The following is a 12,676-nucleotide window of genomic DNA, read 5'->3' as shown; positions in this document are numbered from 1 at the left end:
ACTTGAACTGTATAATAGAACAACAAAAGACAGACACCAGGAGGGGAAACCCATGAAATCCTTTTATCACTATTTATTGAAATACAGACACCCTAAGCCGAAGGACAGCATCAGTGAATTTGCCAATCAGGCGTATGAGGATCACAGCTTTCCAAAAACATCTACCGATTATCATGAAATCAGTTCATATTTGGAGCTGAATGCTGATTACCTTCACACGATGGCGACGTTTGATGAAGCTTGGGATCAATACGAGTCTGAAGTGCACGGCAGATAATAATCCGCAGATCACTGCGGATTTTTTTATGTCCCCCATACCATAATTGGATATTTCCTTTGGTTTTCATGCCCATGCGAATTGGCTTCACCCGGCATACGATAGCGTATGAGAAATGTTGCGGCGAGGGGGAGACACCATGAAGCAAAATAAACCGAAATTCCAAGTAGGGGATATCGTAGTCGTCATTATGTATGGAACAGTCGGCACCATCACAAAAGTACACCAAATTGATAAACACTATCTTTATGAAGTCAATCATAACGAAGTTTTATACTTTGAATCATCTATTCAGCTTTATAAAGATTATGAGGGTGTTATTGTCGACATGGAAAAGCTTGATATTGAGTATGAATTCCTTATTGGGGACGTTGTTTATGTAAAAGACTATGGAAAAGAACTCTTTCGCATTATCGGCCATAGAACAGAAATTTGGAGATATTTGGAAGATGGCTGGGAAGATATCATTTATGAGCTGACCCGTTTAAAGGATGGAGAGTGGCTTGAAACGGAGGAAGAGGATCTCACGCTGGTGCTTAGAAAATATGAAATGGACCAGTTTGTGCATCAGCTGTTGTTTGTCCATTATGTCGGAGAAACTGGCCATGAGATCGGCGAAGATATCGCATCGTCTGCTCTTCTTCAGTTTGAAGGCGATGATGAAGATCAAGATACCCTTCACATCCTTGCTGTGTCAATTGTTGATGAGCTTCTGGATATTTATAATGACTACAAAATTCTGTACGAAATGTTTCATGATGAAGAATATAAAGACATGATGATGTTTGTTTTGGAAAGTTTAAAAGAGCATTTCAGTTAGTTTGTGAACATACGGATCAAGACATATAAAAAATATGGCAGACAGCCCCAAATCATCACACGCGTCATTCCTTTGAGCGTTTTTTCCATTATGATATCAAATCTTTCTCCGTCCAGTGCTTCCATCATTTTAGCAATCATAGCGTCAGCCTCCCATGGCTCGTTTTTTATTCAATATATGACTGAAAGAATTGTTTAGAACACCGGGTATAATTCAGCCTGTTTTTTCATAAAACATAAAAAAGGAGGCGGTACGGAGATGAAAGAAATAGATCTTGTGATTGATACGGAAGAAATCGCTGAATTTTTTTACAGAGAGCTTGCAAGACGGGGCTACATACCGAGTGAGGATGAGCTGTTTGAAATCGCTGATATCACCTTTGATTATTTGATAGAAAAATGTATGATAGATGAAGAGCTGGATGAAGATGAGTGAGGCTTAAAACCGGAGCGGTCAGCTCCGGTTTTATTATTCGTGTTCTATGACTTCTGAAAAAATTGAGGTGGTTAAATTGTACAAGCCCGTTAGTTTGTTTCTTTTCTTTCTCATTCTAGCTGCGGCCATTCATACAAATGCTGTTCAATCTGCAGATGAAGCAATAAGCAAGGCAGCTGTTTTGATCCGTCAGCCATGGCTTAATGAAGTCATGACGGGGATCACGCATCTTGGTGCTTCTTCTTTTCTGCTCCCTCTAATTGTCATCATTGGAGCAGGCATGTTTTTCTACAGAAAAACATGGGACGGCCTGTTGATGCTCTTAGTATTCGGCACAGATCGGCTGTTAAACAAAGTCTTAAAAGAATGGATCGAAAGAGTGAGGCCTGATTTTGCACCGCTGGTTCATGAATCATCCTTCAGTTTTCCGAGCGGCCATTCCATGAATGCTGCTTGTGTCTATCCTGTTATTGCTTACTTTTTAGTGAAACACCTCCCGTTTTTGTCCAAACATAAAAAAATGGTATATATCATAGCCGGTGTAATTGCTGTTTTAGTCGGCATAAGCAGAGTGTATCTGGGGGTTCATTTTGTGACAGATGTGTTAGGCGGCTTTAGCCTTGGCTTGCTTCTGTTTTTCCTAGTAAAAGGTTTTGACGAAAAGATTAAGCGGTTTCGACAAAAATAGAGAGAGGAAAACACAGCAAAAACGCCAATATGTTAAAGAAATAAAAGGGAGGGGATCTTGATGATGTTATCCGTGTTTAAAAAGAAGTCTTGTTCCTATGACGTGACAATATTTCAGACACCCCAGTTTGGCGAAAAAAAGGGCTACAGAGCCGTCTATCGAACTGAACTGAACGGGAGCGATCATCAAGACGTGCTGAAAAGAGCATTCTCTTTGTTTAATGTATTCGACACTGTTCCGAGTGATTATGATGCAAGATTCATGGCCACAGGGGACGTGATCCTGATTGATGAAGGCAGAAAAGGGAAAACATATTATCAACTGCTTCCCGCCGGCTGGAGGAAAATCAATCGTCTGATTGTACAAACGACATAATGAAAAGAAAACTGCGGAAACCCGCAGTTTTCTGCAGTTTTAAGGCTTGCGTTTGGCAGCGGAATATTCTTTCCCGTGTGCTTCTTCAGCTGCAATGATATCTTTTTCAGGTATATGATTGTTCTTTTTTTGGCCGGTGATCCGGTTGCGATGTTTTTTACCCATGTCCCACCCCTCCTTCCTGCGGTTAGGTTTTCAAATTAACACCCCGATTATCCGTTTTTCTGAGGAAGTGCCAAACAGATCCTCGAACATTTCTTTTTTCGACATATTCCTTTATAATCAATGCTGAAGTTTGTTTCATCATGACATTCGTTGTAAAATGGACGGGCTGGATGATAATTTAGATTTACAGGAGGATATGAGATGAGTGTACATATAGGTGCTGAAAAAGGACAAATTGCGGATACAGTGCTTTTGCCGGGAGATCCTCTCAGAGCAAAATTTATTGCAGAAACGTATCTTGAAAATGTAGAATGCTACAATGAAGTCAGAGGCATGTATGGATTTACGGGTACATATAAAGGTAAAAAAATCTCAGTACAAGGCACGGGAATGGGTGTTCCGTCTATTTCAATTTATGTGAATGAATTAATTCAAAGCTACGATGTGCAAAATCTAATAAGAGTCGGTTCCTGCGGCGCTATTCGTAAAGATGTCAAAGTGCGAGACGTCATTTTGGCGATGACCTCCTCAACTGATTCACAAATGAACAGAGTCGCTTTTGGAAGCATTGATTTTGCGCCTTGCGCAGATTTCGAGCTTTTAAAAAATGCCTATGATGCCGCAAAGGATAAAGGTGTGCCGGTGACTGTAGGAAGCGTATTTACAGCTGACCAGTTCTACAACGACGATTCGCAAATTGAAAAACTTGCAAAATACGGTGTGCTTGGCGTTGAAATGGAAACAACTGCATTGTATACATTAGCAGCGAAGCACGGAAGAAAAGCCCTGTCAATTCTCACCGTGAGTGATCACGTATTAACAGGAGAAGAAACGACAGCGGAAGAGCGTCAAACGACATTTCATGATATGATAGAAGTGGCTTTACATTCCGTATCACAATAAAATATATCAAGAGGCGTGCTGGGTGCCGGCAGCCTCTTCTTTATGAATGCGGAAACGATTGATAAAAGGAAGGTAATGTAATATGAAAAAGTCCGGTAAATGGTTCTCACTGGCTGCCGCTCTGAGTGTAACGGCAATAGTCGGAGCCGGCTGCAGCATGTCGAACGGTGATGCTCAAAAGGATACGAAAACCACAGCAGAAACAAAGCAAACAGAACAAAAAACAGCTGACAGCAAAAAATCAAACACTCAAAACAGTGAGTTTTCATTGGAAAGCCAGTATTTCAATGATATTAAAAAAGTCGATGGTCTGGAAACCATTCAAAATCCAGAAAATATACTCGCGCTTGTCAATAAACAATATGCACTGCCCGGAAACTATGAACCTAGCGATCTTGTCATACCTGATGTAGAGTTTTCTTTTGAAGAAAAGATTCAAAAACGTTACATCAGAAAAGAAGCGGCCGACGCATTAAAAACAATGTTCGATGCTGCCAAAAAGGAAGGCTATGAACTGGCAGCTGTCTCAGGGTACCGTTCGTATGACAGACAGAAAGTCATTTTTGACAATGAAGTAAGCCTAAAAGGGGAAAAGAAGGCAAAGGAAGCGGTCGCTTACCCGGGTGAAAGCGAGCATCAAACAGGCCTTGCGATGGACATTTCGAGCCGGAGCAATGGCTTTGAGCTAAATGAAGCGTTCGGAAGCACGGCAGACGGGAAATGGGTGCAGGACAATGCTTATAAATATGGCTTTATCATTCGCTATCCGAAAAATAAAGAAGATATCACGAAATATGAATATGAGCCATGGCATCTGCGCTATGTAGGCAAAAAAGCCGCAAAGGTCATCCAAGATAATGATTTAACGCTTGAAGAGTACTTTGAAAAAGTGAAGAAAATTTAAAATGAAAAGCCCGCTTACACTAGATAAGCGGGCTTCATTGTGTCTGGTGAATCTAGCATTTGTTCTATGCTTACCAGAAGAATAAACCAGCAAGAGCGACCCCTGTAATTAAACCGAGGGAAATACCGTAAGCCGCTCCGTATCCCCAATAACCGCCCCAATATCCGTAACCGAAACCTCTTGGCCCTCCGCCGGTCGGAGCTATAAAAACTCTGTCTCTTGTTACACGGGTAATTCTGCCGACGTGAACTCTCCCGCCTCTCTCTGTAATTCTGACGACTTTACCTTGATGGTTTTTGCAAAGATGATAATATCTCTCCAATATTGTTCCCCTCCTATCCTGACTTTCTATCAGCATATGATAGATAGGAAAAAAAGGTTGGACGAAAACAGGGGGCGATACGCCGTTTTACTTGTACGCGATAAAAATACAATGACCCATGTACTCACTATATAACTGCATGAGCTGATAATGTGTTTGAAGCGTATCGTAATAGATGGGATCAATCGTTTGCGATAAATCCATTTCTGTGGTTGGTTCAAATTCCATGTCTTCCGGAAGAAGTGTCATCGCTTCTGTTTTTTGAAAGCCATAGGATCTTAGGAGTTTATGCCATTCGCTTTCTTCATGTAAGCAAGTAAATCCGTAAAAATCCATCATTTGCTTCTTTTCTGCAGGGGGCATCGGTTTTTTTAAAGCAGCTTCGATACCAATCAGCATCCCGCCGGGTTTTAAAACTCTTGAAATTTCTTGAAGAGAGGATGTCAGGCGTGAAAAACTGAGGACCGATTCTGACAGGACACAGGAAAAGGACTCAGAAGAAAACGGGAGATGTTCCAGCTCCGCCTGATATGCAGGGATGGCAAGCCCTTCATTCGCAAATCTTTTTTTCGCTTTCTCAAGCATAATAGGATCTTTATCAACGACTGTTACAGGATACAGCAAATGTCCTAAATAAGCCGCCGTTTGCCCTGTTCCGCATCCGGCATCAAGAATCGGCTGATCCGGGGAGGGCGCAGCCTTTTGCAAGACCGCTTTTGAAAAAGCCAGCCCGCCTGGGTGCGCCCCTGCGACACCGAATAAGGACAGCATTTCTAAATATCGGCTCAATATCGAATCCTCCTTTTTCCTTATCATATGTCGTATAAAGACATAGGTTTATGAAAAGCAAAAGAAGGGCGTTTCTCTTTCATTTCTGCTCCGAGTTGACGAATAAGAATTCGTCCATGATAATAATGTAAGAAGAAAAAGGTGGTGTTTAATTGAAACGGCAATTAAAATTGTTTTTTATTGTGCTGATCACTGCAGTTGTCGCTTCGGCGCTTACTTTATTTATTACGGGCAATTCCAGTATCCTGGGCCAAAAATCAGCAAGCACAGGAGACAGCAAGTTCGACAAATTAAATAAAGCGTATGAGCAAATCAAAAGTGATTATTACCAAAAAACAGATGATGACAAATTAGTAGACGGAGCAATTAAAGGAATGATTCAATCACTGGATGATCCGTATTCTACATATATGGATCAAGAGCAAGCGAAATCATTCGACGAGACGATTTCAGCATCTTTTGAAGGAATCGGAGCCCAAGTAGAGGAGAAAGACGGAGAAATCCTTATTGTATCCCCAATTAAAGGTTCACCTGCTGAAAAAGCCGGTATCAAACCGAGAGACCAAATCATTAAGGTGAATGGAAAAAGCGTAAAAGGCATGAATGTAAATGAAGCCGTCGCTTTAATCCGAGGCAAAAAGGGCACAAAGGTAAAGCTTGAACTGAACAGAGCGGGAGTGGGGAATATCGATCTTTCCATTAAGCGCGATACCATTCCTGTAGAGACTGTCTATTCAGAGATGAAAGACAACAACATTGGAGAAATTCAAATCACTTCTTTCTCTGAAACAACAGCTAAAGAACTGACAGATGCGATTGACAGTTTAGAGAAAAAAGGCGCCAAAGGCTATATTTTAGACTTGAGAGGCAACCCGGGCGGCTTAATGGAACAGGCGATTACGATGAGCAACCTGTTCATTGATAAAGGGAAAAACATCATGCAGGTTGAATACAAAAACGGTTCAAAAGAAGTCATGAAGGCCGAAAAAGAACGGAAAGTGACCAAGCCGACCGTCGTTTTAGTAAATGACGGTACAGCAAGCGCAGCCGAAATTATGGCCGCTGCCCTTCATGAATCGTCAAACGTACCGTTAATCGGCGAGACGACATTCGGCAAAGGTACAGTACAAACGGCAAAAGAATATGATGATGGCTCTACCGTCAAACTGACAGTTGCCAAATGGCTGACTGCTGACGGCGAATGGATTCACAAAAAAGGCATCAAGCCTCAAGTGAAAGCAGAGCTGCCTGATTACGCGAAGCTGCCGTATTTGGACGCAGATAAAACGTACAAATCAGGTGATACAGGCACAAACGTCAAAGTGGCTCAGAAAATGCTCAAAGCACTTGGTTACAAGGTAAAGGTTAACAGTACGTATGACCAGGATTTTGTATCTGTCGTCAAACAGTTCCAGAAAAAAGAGAAGCTGAATGAAACAGGCATACTGACTGGCGATACAACAACGAAATTAATGATAGAACTTCAAAAGAAGCTGTCTGATAATGATACGCAAATGGAAAAGGCAATTGAAACACTGAAAAAAGAAATGTAAAAAAAACCATACGCGGCTGCCGCGTATGGTTTTTTTATGCGCCCTTTTGATTTGGATTAGCGTCTTGTTTTTTGCCAAATAAACCTTCAATGACAGGATTGGATCCCGCGTTTTTAACGAACAGCGGATTCAGGATAACCACAGCGATCATGTTGGCAGCCAATCCCCAGAATCCTTCATAAATGCCATGTGCGGATTGAGTGATATACACAATAAACGTTACCGCTAGGCCGGCTAATAATCCGATAACCGTTGCTTCTTTCGTTTGGTTTTTCCAGAACAGGCTGACAGCAATCGCAGGGAAGATTTGCACCATACCGGATACACCTAATAGCTGAAGTGTCACTAAGGCAGTCGGAAACAGCATTCCAAACAGAAGCGCAAGACCGATGACAACAAAGACCATTGAACGTGTGACAAGGGTCAGCTTGCTTTGCGACACATTCGGATGAATCAAATCCCGGTATAGGTTGTTGGCGAATAAATTCGATGCTCCGATTGCCATAATGGAACAAGGTATTAATGAAGCAAGAGCGATAGTGGCATATGCAAAGCCTTGTGCCACGCCGCCATAAGATGTTTGAATCAAATGTAGCAGCGCCAGCCTTGGATTTGTATCTTCCGGCAAAACAAGAAAGGCGATAAAGCCAAGAAAAATAACCAAAATTAACACGATATTATAAAGCGGCAAAAACATGCTGTTTTTTCTTACTGCATCGGCGCTTTTCGCTGTAAAAACTCCTGTAGCGGCGTGTGCCCACATAAAAAGTGCCAGAGCGGAAACAATAGATGCTGTGATAAACCAAGGGATGCCTTTTGGCCCTTCTGCAGGTATCGTCAGCATTTGCGGCGCTTCCTTCACTAACGTGTCAATCATCGGTGTCCAGCCGTTAAAATGAATGAGAGGGAGGGACACCACCATAAACAGCATAATGACCCATACTAAAATGTCCTTAATGATGGCTGTATATGTAGGCCCTTTAATCCCGCTGAAGAATGTGTAAAGAGCAACAAGAATAAATGAAATGATCACAACGAATTTTACGTTAATATATCCGGTGCCGGCAACCTGAAGCGTGTCTTGAATGCCACTCAGCTGAAGGCATATGTACGGAATAAGCATGAGTACCCCGACGATGGCAACGAGGCTTGCCAAAAGCTTACTGTTAAAACGTTCCCGGGCATAATCCGCGAGTGTTGTTAATTTATGAATTTTCGCAACTTTCCAAAGTTTTGGCAAGAAGAAGTAGGCGATAAAGTAGGCCAACACAGAATAAGGAATGGCGAAAAATGCAACACTTCCGCCTGTAAAAGCAGTACTGGTCAACCCTAAGAAAGTATAGGCCGTATAAAGGTCAGCGCCTACTAAAAACCAGACGAGAAGACCGCCGAAGCGTCTGCCGCCGACAGACCATTCTTCCACAGAAGTGCGTGAGGATTTGTCTCTTCCGGCAAGAAAGCCGATACAGACAACGGTTAAAACAATAATAGCAGTAATGAGAAGTGCAGTCAGATTCCCTTGCATTATTCAAGTCCTCCATCTTTTTTTTGCATCTGATAAATGCCAAACGAGCATAACGGCGTAACAATAATCCACAGCAGCAGCCAAAAGTGGAAAAACGGCAGGCCGAACATAATCGGTTCTATTCGATTCACAAGCGGCAAAAGCGCGAGCTGAACGAATGGCAAAAGAATGAGAATAACAATAAGTGCTTTTTTAACCATTTACTTTCCTCCTGAAACATGATAATGCTCACTATAATAGCAGTTGTAAGAAAAGATCACAAGATAATTATTAGAAAAAAATGATTTTTTCAATTATTTAATCAAAACACATGGTTTGCATCCTTTTCAATAAAGGTTTAAAATAATAAATATCTTGAAATCGAGATAAATAGGAGTGAGAAAATGAAAACAGAAGGATTGCACCATGTCACAGCATTCGCCAGAGATCCGCAAGAAAACTTGCGATTTTATACAGAAGTGCTTGGGCTCAGGCTTGTTAAAAAAACAGTAAACTTTGATGATCCCGGAACGTATCATTTTTACTTTGGGAATCAAAACGGAGATCCCGGTACAATAATGACCTTTTTTCCGTTCCAAGGAAGCGGACAGGGAACGGTAGGAAAAGGCCAAGCGGGCCGGGTGTACTTTTCAGTTCCCTCAGGCTCCCTGTTTTTTTGGAAGGAGCGTCTTGAGAAAAGCGGGCTGAGCCTAGAGGAAAAAACGTTGTTTGGTGAAAAAGGTCTTATTTTTGATGATACAGAAGACCTTCCGCTGGCGATCATGGAGGATGCGAAAAGCGGCAAAAGCGAGTGGACGCCTGACGGGATCACAACAAATGAAGCAATTACGGGAATGAAAGGTGTGCTGCTATATTCCTACGACCCGCAGGCGACCATACAATTGTTAACGGAAAGCTTTGGATACACCAAAGTGGCCGAAGAAGACCAGATTGTCAGACTGGCATCCTCAGCGGCCGTCGGCGGTGTCATTGATGTCCATTTACATCCTGAAAAAAGAGGAGTCGGAGGATATGGTACGGTACACCATATAGCGTTTCGGACAAAGAAAAACGAACAGGCGAAATGGCTGCCGATTATTGCTGAAAACCATCTGCCTTCGTCAGAAATTCTCGACAGGGAATACTTTACATCAGTTTATTTCAGGGAGAAAGGCGGTATCTTATTTGAAATTGCCACAGATGAACCGGGCTTTATGACAGATGAAACGTTTTCTGAGCTAGGGACTTCCTTAAAACTGCCTGAATGGCTGGAGAAACATAGACACCAAATTACAGACATTTTACCTGAACTTTAAAAGGGGGAATTTATAATGAAGCATATTTATGAAAAAGGAACATCTGACAACGTACTTTTGCTGTTGCATGGCACGGGCGGTAATGAACACGATCTGCTTTCATTGGGGCGGTTTATAGACCCTGATGCCCATTTGCTTGGTGTCAGAGGATCGGTGCTTGAAAATGGAATGCCGCGATTTTTCAAACGTCTGAGTGAAGGAGTTTTTGATGAAAAAGATCTTGTGGTGCGGACAAGAGAATTGAAAGATTTTATCGACGAGGCTGCAGAAACGCATCAGTTTGATCGCGGCAAAGTGATTGCAGTCGGATATTCAAATGGCGCAAACATTGCGGCAAGCCTGCTTTTTCATTATAAAGATGTGTTAAAAGGGGCTATTCTGCATCATCCAATGGTTCCGATTCGGGGTATCGAGCTGCCTGATATGGCGGAGCTTCCTGTTTTTATCGGTGCCGGGAAATACGACCCTCTCTGCACGAAGGAAGAATCAGAAGAGCTTTACCGCTATTTGCGTGACAGCGGGGCATCAGCCTCCGTTTTCTGGCAGGACGGGGGCCATCAGCTGACTCAGCATGAAGCTGAACAGGCTCGTGAATGGTACAAAGAGGCGATTGTATAAAAAAACCTTAGTCCGGATTTCGGACTAAGGTTTTTCATATCCTTACAGCCAAGTTGATACTTTTGAAAGCGGCAGACGGTTGCTTTGATGCGCAGGCTTCACTGCTTTGCCGATTGAAATTAGCATAACCGGAACATAGCGCTCACTGATATCGAATTGCTTTTGGAACTGCTCTTTGTTAAATCCGCCAATTGCGCAAGTGTCATAACCTTTTGCTTTTGCGGCAATCATAAGCTGCATAGCAGCTAAAGAAGCATTTAAGAAAGCGGAATCACGTGCGAATTGCTCGCTTTGGTAAGCACCGTTGATTTGGCCGAGCAATGTTTGTTTGATTTCATCCGTAATATAGCCTTGGCTTGCTAATTCAGCATAAACTTCTTCACCGTTTTCATTTGCCTTTAAATCGCCTAAAATGGCAACAACAGCAGAAGACTCAACGATTTGTTTTTGATTATACGCTACAGGAAGAAGCTCCGCTTTTGATTCATCGCTGTGGAATACTGTAAAATGCCAATGCTGAAGGTTCCAAGCGGAAGGCGCTTTAGCGGCAAGGTCTAATAGCTCAGTCAGCTCCTCCTTAGAGATCGGGGCATTTGTATCATATTCCTTTACAGATGCACGTGCTTTTAAAACATCCAGAGTATTCGTCATAGTGTTTCCTCCTTCGGATAAACGTGGTATGATAATAGAAAAGTTAGAAGCTTACTAAATGTAACTTGAAAGATTATTGTAATGGATCATTGAATACATGTCAATCAATAGATGAAGGGATGAAGGCTTGTGGGAAATACGATGTGCCCTAAAATGGAATCCGCATTCTCATTGCTGGGAAAACGATGGAACGGTCTGATCATCCATGTGCTAATGGATGGGCCGAAACGGTTTAAAGAGATAACGGAAACAATACCGATGATCAGCCAAAAAATGTTGGCAGAGCGCTTGAAGGAGCTTGAACAAAACGAGATTGTCGAACGGCAGGTTCTCCCTGAAACGCCGGTCAAAGTCATCTACACGCTGACTGAAAAAGGAACAGCGCTTCAAGCTGTATTTCAAGAGATGCAGGCATGGGCCGATCAATTTTGCGAGCCTGGTGACACAGTGTGTGAAGAAGAGAAATAAGGAAAGCGGCGTCTGAAAAAGCGCTCTTGTTTCCATGGTGAGTCATGTAAGTACGGTTCACACCCGTTTACATGACTTTTTATATTTGTCAGACTGATATTTCCGGATGGCAAAAGTGTCATGTGCATATGAAGGGGATATATAAAATAGGAAATGATCAATAAGCTATAACATCCAACCTATTGTAAATGGGGATTATGATGTATCTTATTATGCAAATCAGCAAAATTTTATATTTTCGGCCAAAACCCAGTCAGCTTCCAATTGGCATTTAAACCGGATCTAAAAGGAGATCCAGGTTTTTCGTATTGCTGGATGCTTCTATACTGATGACTTCCGCATTTATGAAAAAAGAGAGAGCTTCTTTGGAGCTCTCTCTTCTTTTTTTGTGGGGAGACGAAATCTTATAGTTTTCCATTCAAAAATTGCGCCTCACCGAGACCAAAACTCCAGTCTGCGTCACCATTCTCAGTAATAGATACCATTAGGTCTTCAGGGGAAATTCCGCATTTTTCTTCTAGCCTTTCAGCAAGCAGAGCATACAATTTTTCCTTTTGGCTTTCGGTTCTTGCTTTGCTTGTCATGCTAATGATGACCATATCCTTGGTTCTCTGAAACCCTAATCCCGTATCTTGGATTATAAGCTCGTTTGCGGGATGCTGATGGACAATTTGATAACGGTCTCTTTCCGGAACACCAAACGCTTCAACCATCGCTTGGTGAGCAGTATCTAATAACAATTGCAGCGATTTTTCGTCACGGCCTTCAATTACATCAAAACGCAATAATGGCATGTGTACTCCTCCTCTTGTGAAGTTGTTATCCGTCTGTTCTCATATTGTCTCGTTTGCTTTCAGACAATGGAGAGATATAATGATTGGCTGTCAA

At 42.2% G+C, this 12,676-nt stretch carries 19 protein-coding genes; 11 read left to right on the top strand and 8 right to left on the bottom strand.

The features are described from left to right. Window positions 1-52 precede the first annotated feature (52 nt). Both QF06_RS08970 and QF06_RS08965 read left to right on the top strand, forming a co-directional pair. Complete coding sequence (locus tag QF06_RS08970; RefSeq protein ID WP_003231160.1) at window positions 53-277, top strand: YozE family protein; 225 nt, start codon at window positions 53-55, stop codon at window positions 275-277. Between the two features lie 139 nt (window positions 278-416). Then, window positions 417-1,097: a hypothetical protein gene (locus QF06_RS08965; protein WP_014480050.1), complete on the top strand. Its 681-nt coding sequence runs from the start codon at window positions 417-419 to the stop codon at window positions 1,095-1,097. Here QF06_RS08965 and QF06_RS21160 read toward each other — a convergent pair. Next, window positions 1,094-1,237 carry a hypothetical protein gene (locus QF06_RS21160; protein ID WP_003231164.1) on the bottom strand — a complete coding sequence of 48 codons (144 nt, stop codon included), beginning with the start codon at window positions 1,235-1,237 and terminating at the stop codon, window positions 1,094-1,096. The genes QF06_RS08965 and QF06_RS21160 overlap by 4 nt on opposite strands. Window positions 1,238-1,355: 118 nt before the next feature. Here QF06_RS21160 and QF06_RS21155 point away from each other — a divergent pair, with 118 nt between their 5' ends. The 3 genes from QF06_RS21155 (at window position 1,356) to yodL (ending at window position 2,595) form a co-directional block, all read left to right on the top strand. Continuing rightward, entirely contained in the window at window positions 1,356-1,532 is a 177-nt protein-coding gene (locus tag QF06_RS21155) for a YozD family protein (protein ID WP_003231166.1), read from the top strand. A gap of 76 nt (window positions 1,533-1,608) precedes the next feature. Continuing rightward, a complete protein-coding gene (gene pgpB / locus QF06_RS08955; protein ID WP_004399336.1) occupies window positions 1,609-2,220 on the top strand; it encodes a phosphatidylglycerophosphatase PgpB in 612 nt (203 codons plus the stop codon). A gap of 60 nt (window positions 2,221-2,280) precedes the next feature. Continuing rightward, a complete protein-coding gene (gene yodL / locus QF06_RS08950) occupies window positions 2,281-2,595 on the top strand; it encodes a shape determination protein YodL (RefSeq protein WP_080332524.1) in 315 nt (104 codons plus the stop codon). Window positions 2,596-2,634: 39 nt separating this feature from the next. Here yodL and QF06_RS21150 read toward each other — a convergent pair whose 3' ends face one another. Continuing rightward, a complete protein-coding gene (locus QF06_RS21150) occupies window positions 2,635-2,760 on the bottom strand; it encodes a hypothetical protein (protein ID WP_003231174.1) in 126 nt (41 codons plus the stop codon). Between the two features lie 201 nt (window positions 2,761-2,961). Here QF06_RS21150 and deoD point away from each other — a divergent pair, with 201 nt between their 5' ends. Together deoD and ldcB are read left to right on the top strand one after the other, a co-directional pair. Beyond that, complete coding sequence (deoD, locus tag QF06_RS08945; RefSeq protein ID WP_003241589.1) at window positions 2,962-3,663, top strand: purine-nucleoside phosphorylase; 702 nt, start codon at window positions 2,962-2,964, stop codon at window positions 3,661-3,663. Window positions 3,664-3,745: 82 nt separating this feature from the next. Beyond that, window positions 3,746-4,567 carry an LD-carboxypeptidase LdcB gene (gene ldcB, locus QF06_RS08940; RefSeq protein WP_014480046.1) on the top strand — a complete coding sequence of 274 codons (822 nt, stop codon included), beginning with the start codon at window positions 3,746-3,748 and terminating at the stop codon, window positions 4,565-4,567. 70 nt (window positions 4,568-4,637) lie between these two features. On the opposite strand, the gene QF06_RS08935 is transcribed toward ldcB, so the two are convergent. Beyond that, on the bottom strand, window positions 4,638-4,889 hold the full coding sequence (locus QF06_RS08935) for a hypothetical protein (RefSeq protein ID WP_014477099.1): 252 nt from the start codon (window positions 4,887-4,889) through the stop codon (window positions 4,638-4,640). 87 nt (window positions 4,890-4,976) lie between these two features. Continuing rightward, window positions 4,977-5,678, bottom strand: coding sequence for a class I SAM-dependent methyltransferase (locus tag QF06_RS08930; RefSeq protein ID WP_015714112.1), 702 nt, complete (start codon window positions 5,676-5,678; stop codon window positions 4,977-4,979). Window positions 5,679-5,830: 152 nt separating this feature from the next. Between QF06_RS08930 and ctpA the strand changes: the two genes are divergently transcribed. Continuing rightward, the gene (gene ctpA / locus QF06_RS08925; RefSeq protein WP_043940138.1) at window positions 5,831-7,231 is read left to right on the top strand and encodes a carboxy-terminal processing protease CtpA; all 1,401 of its coding nucleotides are present in this window, start codon (window positions 5,831-5,833) and stop codon (window positions 7,229-7,231) included. A 34-nt stretch (window positions 7,232-7,265) separates the two neighbouring features. Here ctpA and QF06_RS08920 read toward each other — a convergent pair whose 3' ends face one another. Both QF06_RS08920 and QF06_RS08915 read right to left on the bottom strand, forming a co-directional pair. Beyond that, window positions 7,266-8,756, bottom strand: coding sequence for a sodium:solute symporter family protein (locus QF06_RS08920; RefSeq protein WP_015714110.1), 1,491 nt, complete (start codon window positions 8,754-8,756; stop codon window positions 7,266-7,268). Beyond that, a complete protein-coding gene (locus tag QF06_RS08915; protein WP_003231189.1) occupies window positions 8,756-8,956 on the bottom strand; it encodes a DUF3311 domain-containing protein in 201 nt (66 codons plus the stop codon). The genes QF06_RS08920 and QF06_RS08915 overlap by 1 nt, the downstream gene beginning before the upstream one ends. 183 nt (window positions 8,957-9,139) lie before the next feature. On the opposite strand from QF06_RS08915, the gene QF06_RS08910 reads away from it, so the two are divergent. Then, a complete protein-coding gene (locus QF06_RS08910) occupies window positions 9,140-10,051 on the top strand; it encodes a ring-cleaving dioxygenase (RefSeq protein WP_041849931.1) in 912 nt (303 codons plus the stop codon). Between the two features lie 15 nt (window positions 10,052-10,066). Next, window positions 10,067-10,669, top strand: a complete 603-nt coding sequence (locus QF06_RS08905; protein ID WP_041849930.1) for an alpha/beta hydrolase — start codon at window positions 10,067-10,069, stop codon at window positions 10,667-10,669. A 42-nt stretch (window positions 10,670-10,711) separates the two neighbouring features. Here QF06_RS08905 and QF06_RS08900 read toward each other — a convergent pair whose 3' ends face one another. Beyond that, window positions 10,712-11,320: a nitroreductase family protein gene (locus QF06_RS08900; RefSeq protein WP_014477092.1), complete on the bottom strand. Its 609-nt coding sequence runs from the start codon at window positions 11,318-11,320 to the stop codon at window positions 10,712-10,714. Between the two features lie 129 nt (window positions 11,321-11,449). Between QF06_RS08900 and yodB the strand changes: the two genes are divergently transcribed. Beyond that, the gene (gene yodB / locus QF06_RS08895; RefSeq protein ID WP_004399427.1) at window positions 11,450-11,788 is read left to right on the top strand and encodes a transcriptional regulator YodB; all 339 of its coding nucleotides are present in this window, start codon (window positions 11,450-11,452) and stop codon (window positions 11,786-11,788) included. A 404-nt stretch (window positions 11,789-12,192) separates the two neighbouring features. Here the strand turns inward: yodB and QF06_RS08890 are convergent, their stop codons facing one another. Next, a complete protein-coding gene (locus QF06_RS08890; RefSeq protein ID WP_021481482.1) occupies window positions 12,193-12,582 on the bottom strand; it encodes a tautomerase family protein in 390 nt (129 codons plus the stop codon). Window positions 12,583-12,676: the final 94 nt, after the last annotated feature.

Source organism: Bacillus sp. YP1 (genome assembly GCF_000877815.1).
GTDB classification, from domain to species: Bacteria; Bacillota; Bacilli; order Bacillales; family Bacillaceae; genus Bacillus; species Bacillus subtilis.
The sequence above is the reverse complement of the archived record's forward strand: the minus strand, read 5'-3'. Positions and strand labels throughout refer to the sequence as shown.

What these genes read in the sequence shown, in the direction of transcription:
- ldcB (WP_014480046.1), top strand. Translation starts at nt 3,746, where the DNA reads ATGAAAAAGTCCGGTAAATGGTTCTCACTGGCTGCCGCTCTGAGTGTA.
- QF06_RS21160 (WP_003231164.1), bottom strand. Translation starts at nt 1,237, where the DNA reads ATGATTGCTAAAATGATGGAAGCACTGGACGGAGAAAGATTTGATATC.
- QF06_RS08915 (WP_003231189.1), bottom strand. Translation starts at nt 8,956, where the DNA reads ATGGTTAAAAAAGCACTTATTGTTATTCTCATTCTTTTGCCATTCGTT.
- QF06_RS08970 (WP_003231160.1), top strand. Translation starts at nt 53, where the DNA reads ATGAAATCCTTTTATCACTATTTATTGAAATACAGACACCCTAAGCCG.
- yodL (WP_080332524.1), top strand. Translation starts at nt 2,281, where the DNA reads ATGATGTTATCCGTGTTTAAAAAGAAGTCTTGTTCCTATGACGTGACA.
- QF06_RS08905 (WP_041849930.1), top strand. Translation starts at nt 10,067, where the DNA reads ATGAAGCATATTTATGAAAAAGGAACATCTGACAACGTACTTTTGCTG.
- QF06_RS08910 (WP_041849931.1), top strand. Translation starts at nt 9,140, where the DNA reads ATGAAAACAGAAGGATTGCACCATGTCACAGCATTCGCCAGAGATCCG.
- deoD (WP_003241589.1), top strand. Translation starts at nt 2,962, where the DNA reads ATGAGTGTACATATAGGTGCTGAAAAAGGACAAATTGCGGATACAGTG.
- QF06_RS08890 (WP_021481482.1), bottom strand. Translation starts at nt 12,582, where the DNA reads ATGCCATTATTGCGTTTTGATGTAATTGAAGGCCGTGACGAAAAATCG.
- QF06_RS08965 (WP_014480050.1), top strand. Translation starts at nt 417, where the DNA reads ATGAAGCAAAATAAACCGAAATTCCAAGTAGGGGATATCGTAGTCGTC.
- QF06_RS08900 (WP_014477092.1), bottom strand. Translation starts at nt 11,320, where the DNA reads ATGACGAATACTCTGGATGTTTTAAAAGCACGTGCATCTGTAAAGGAA.
- QF06_RS21150 (WP_003231174.1), bottom strand. Translation starts at nt 2,760, where the DNA reads ATGGGTAAAAAACATCGCAACCGGATCACCGGCCAAAAAAAGAACAAT.
- QF06_RS21155 (WP_003231166.1), top strand. Translation starts at nt 1,356, where the DNA reads ATGAAAGAAATAGATCTTGTGATTGATACGGAAGAAATCGCTGAATTT.
- QF06_RS08920 (WP_015714110.1), bottom strand. Translation starts at nt 8,756, where the DNA reads ATGCAAGGGAATCTGACTGCACTTCTCATTACTGCTATTATTGTTTTA.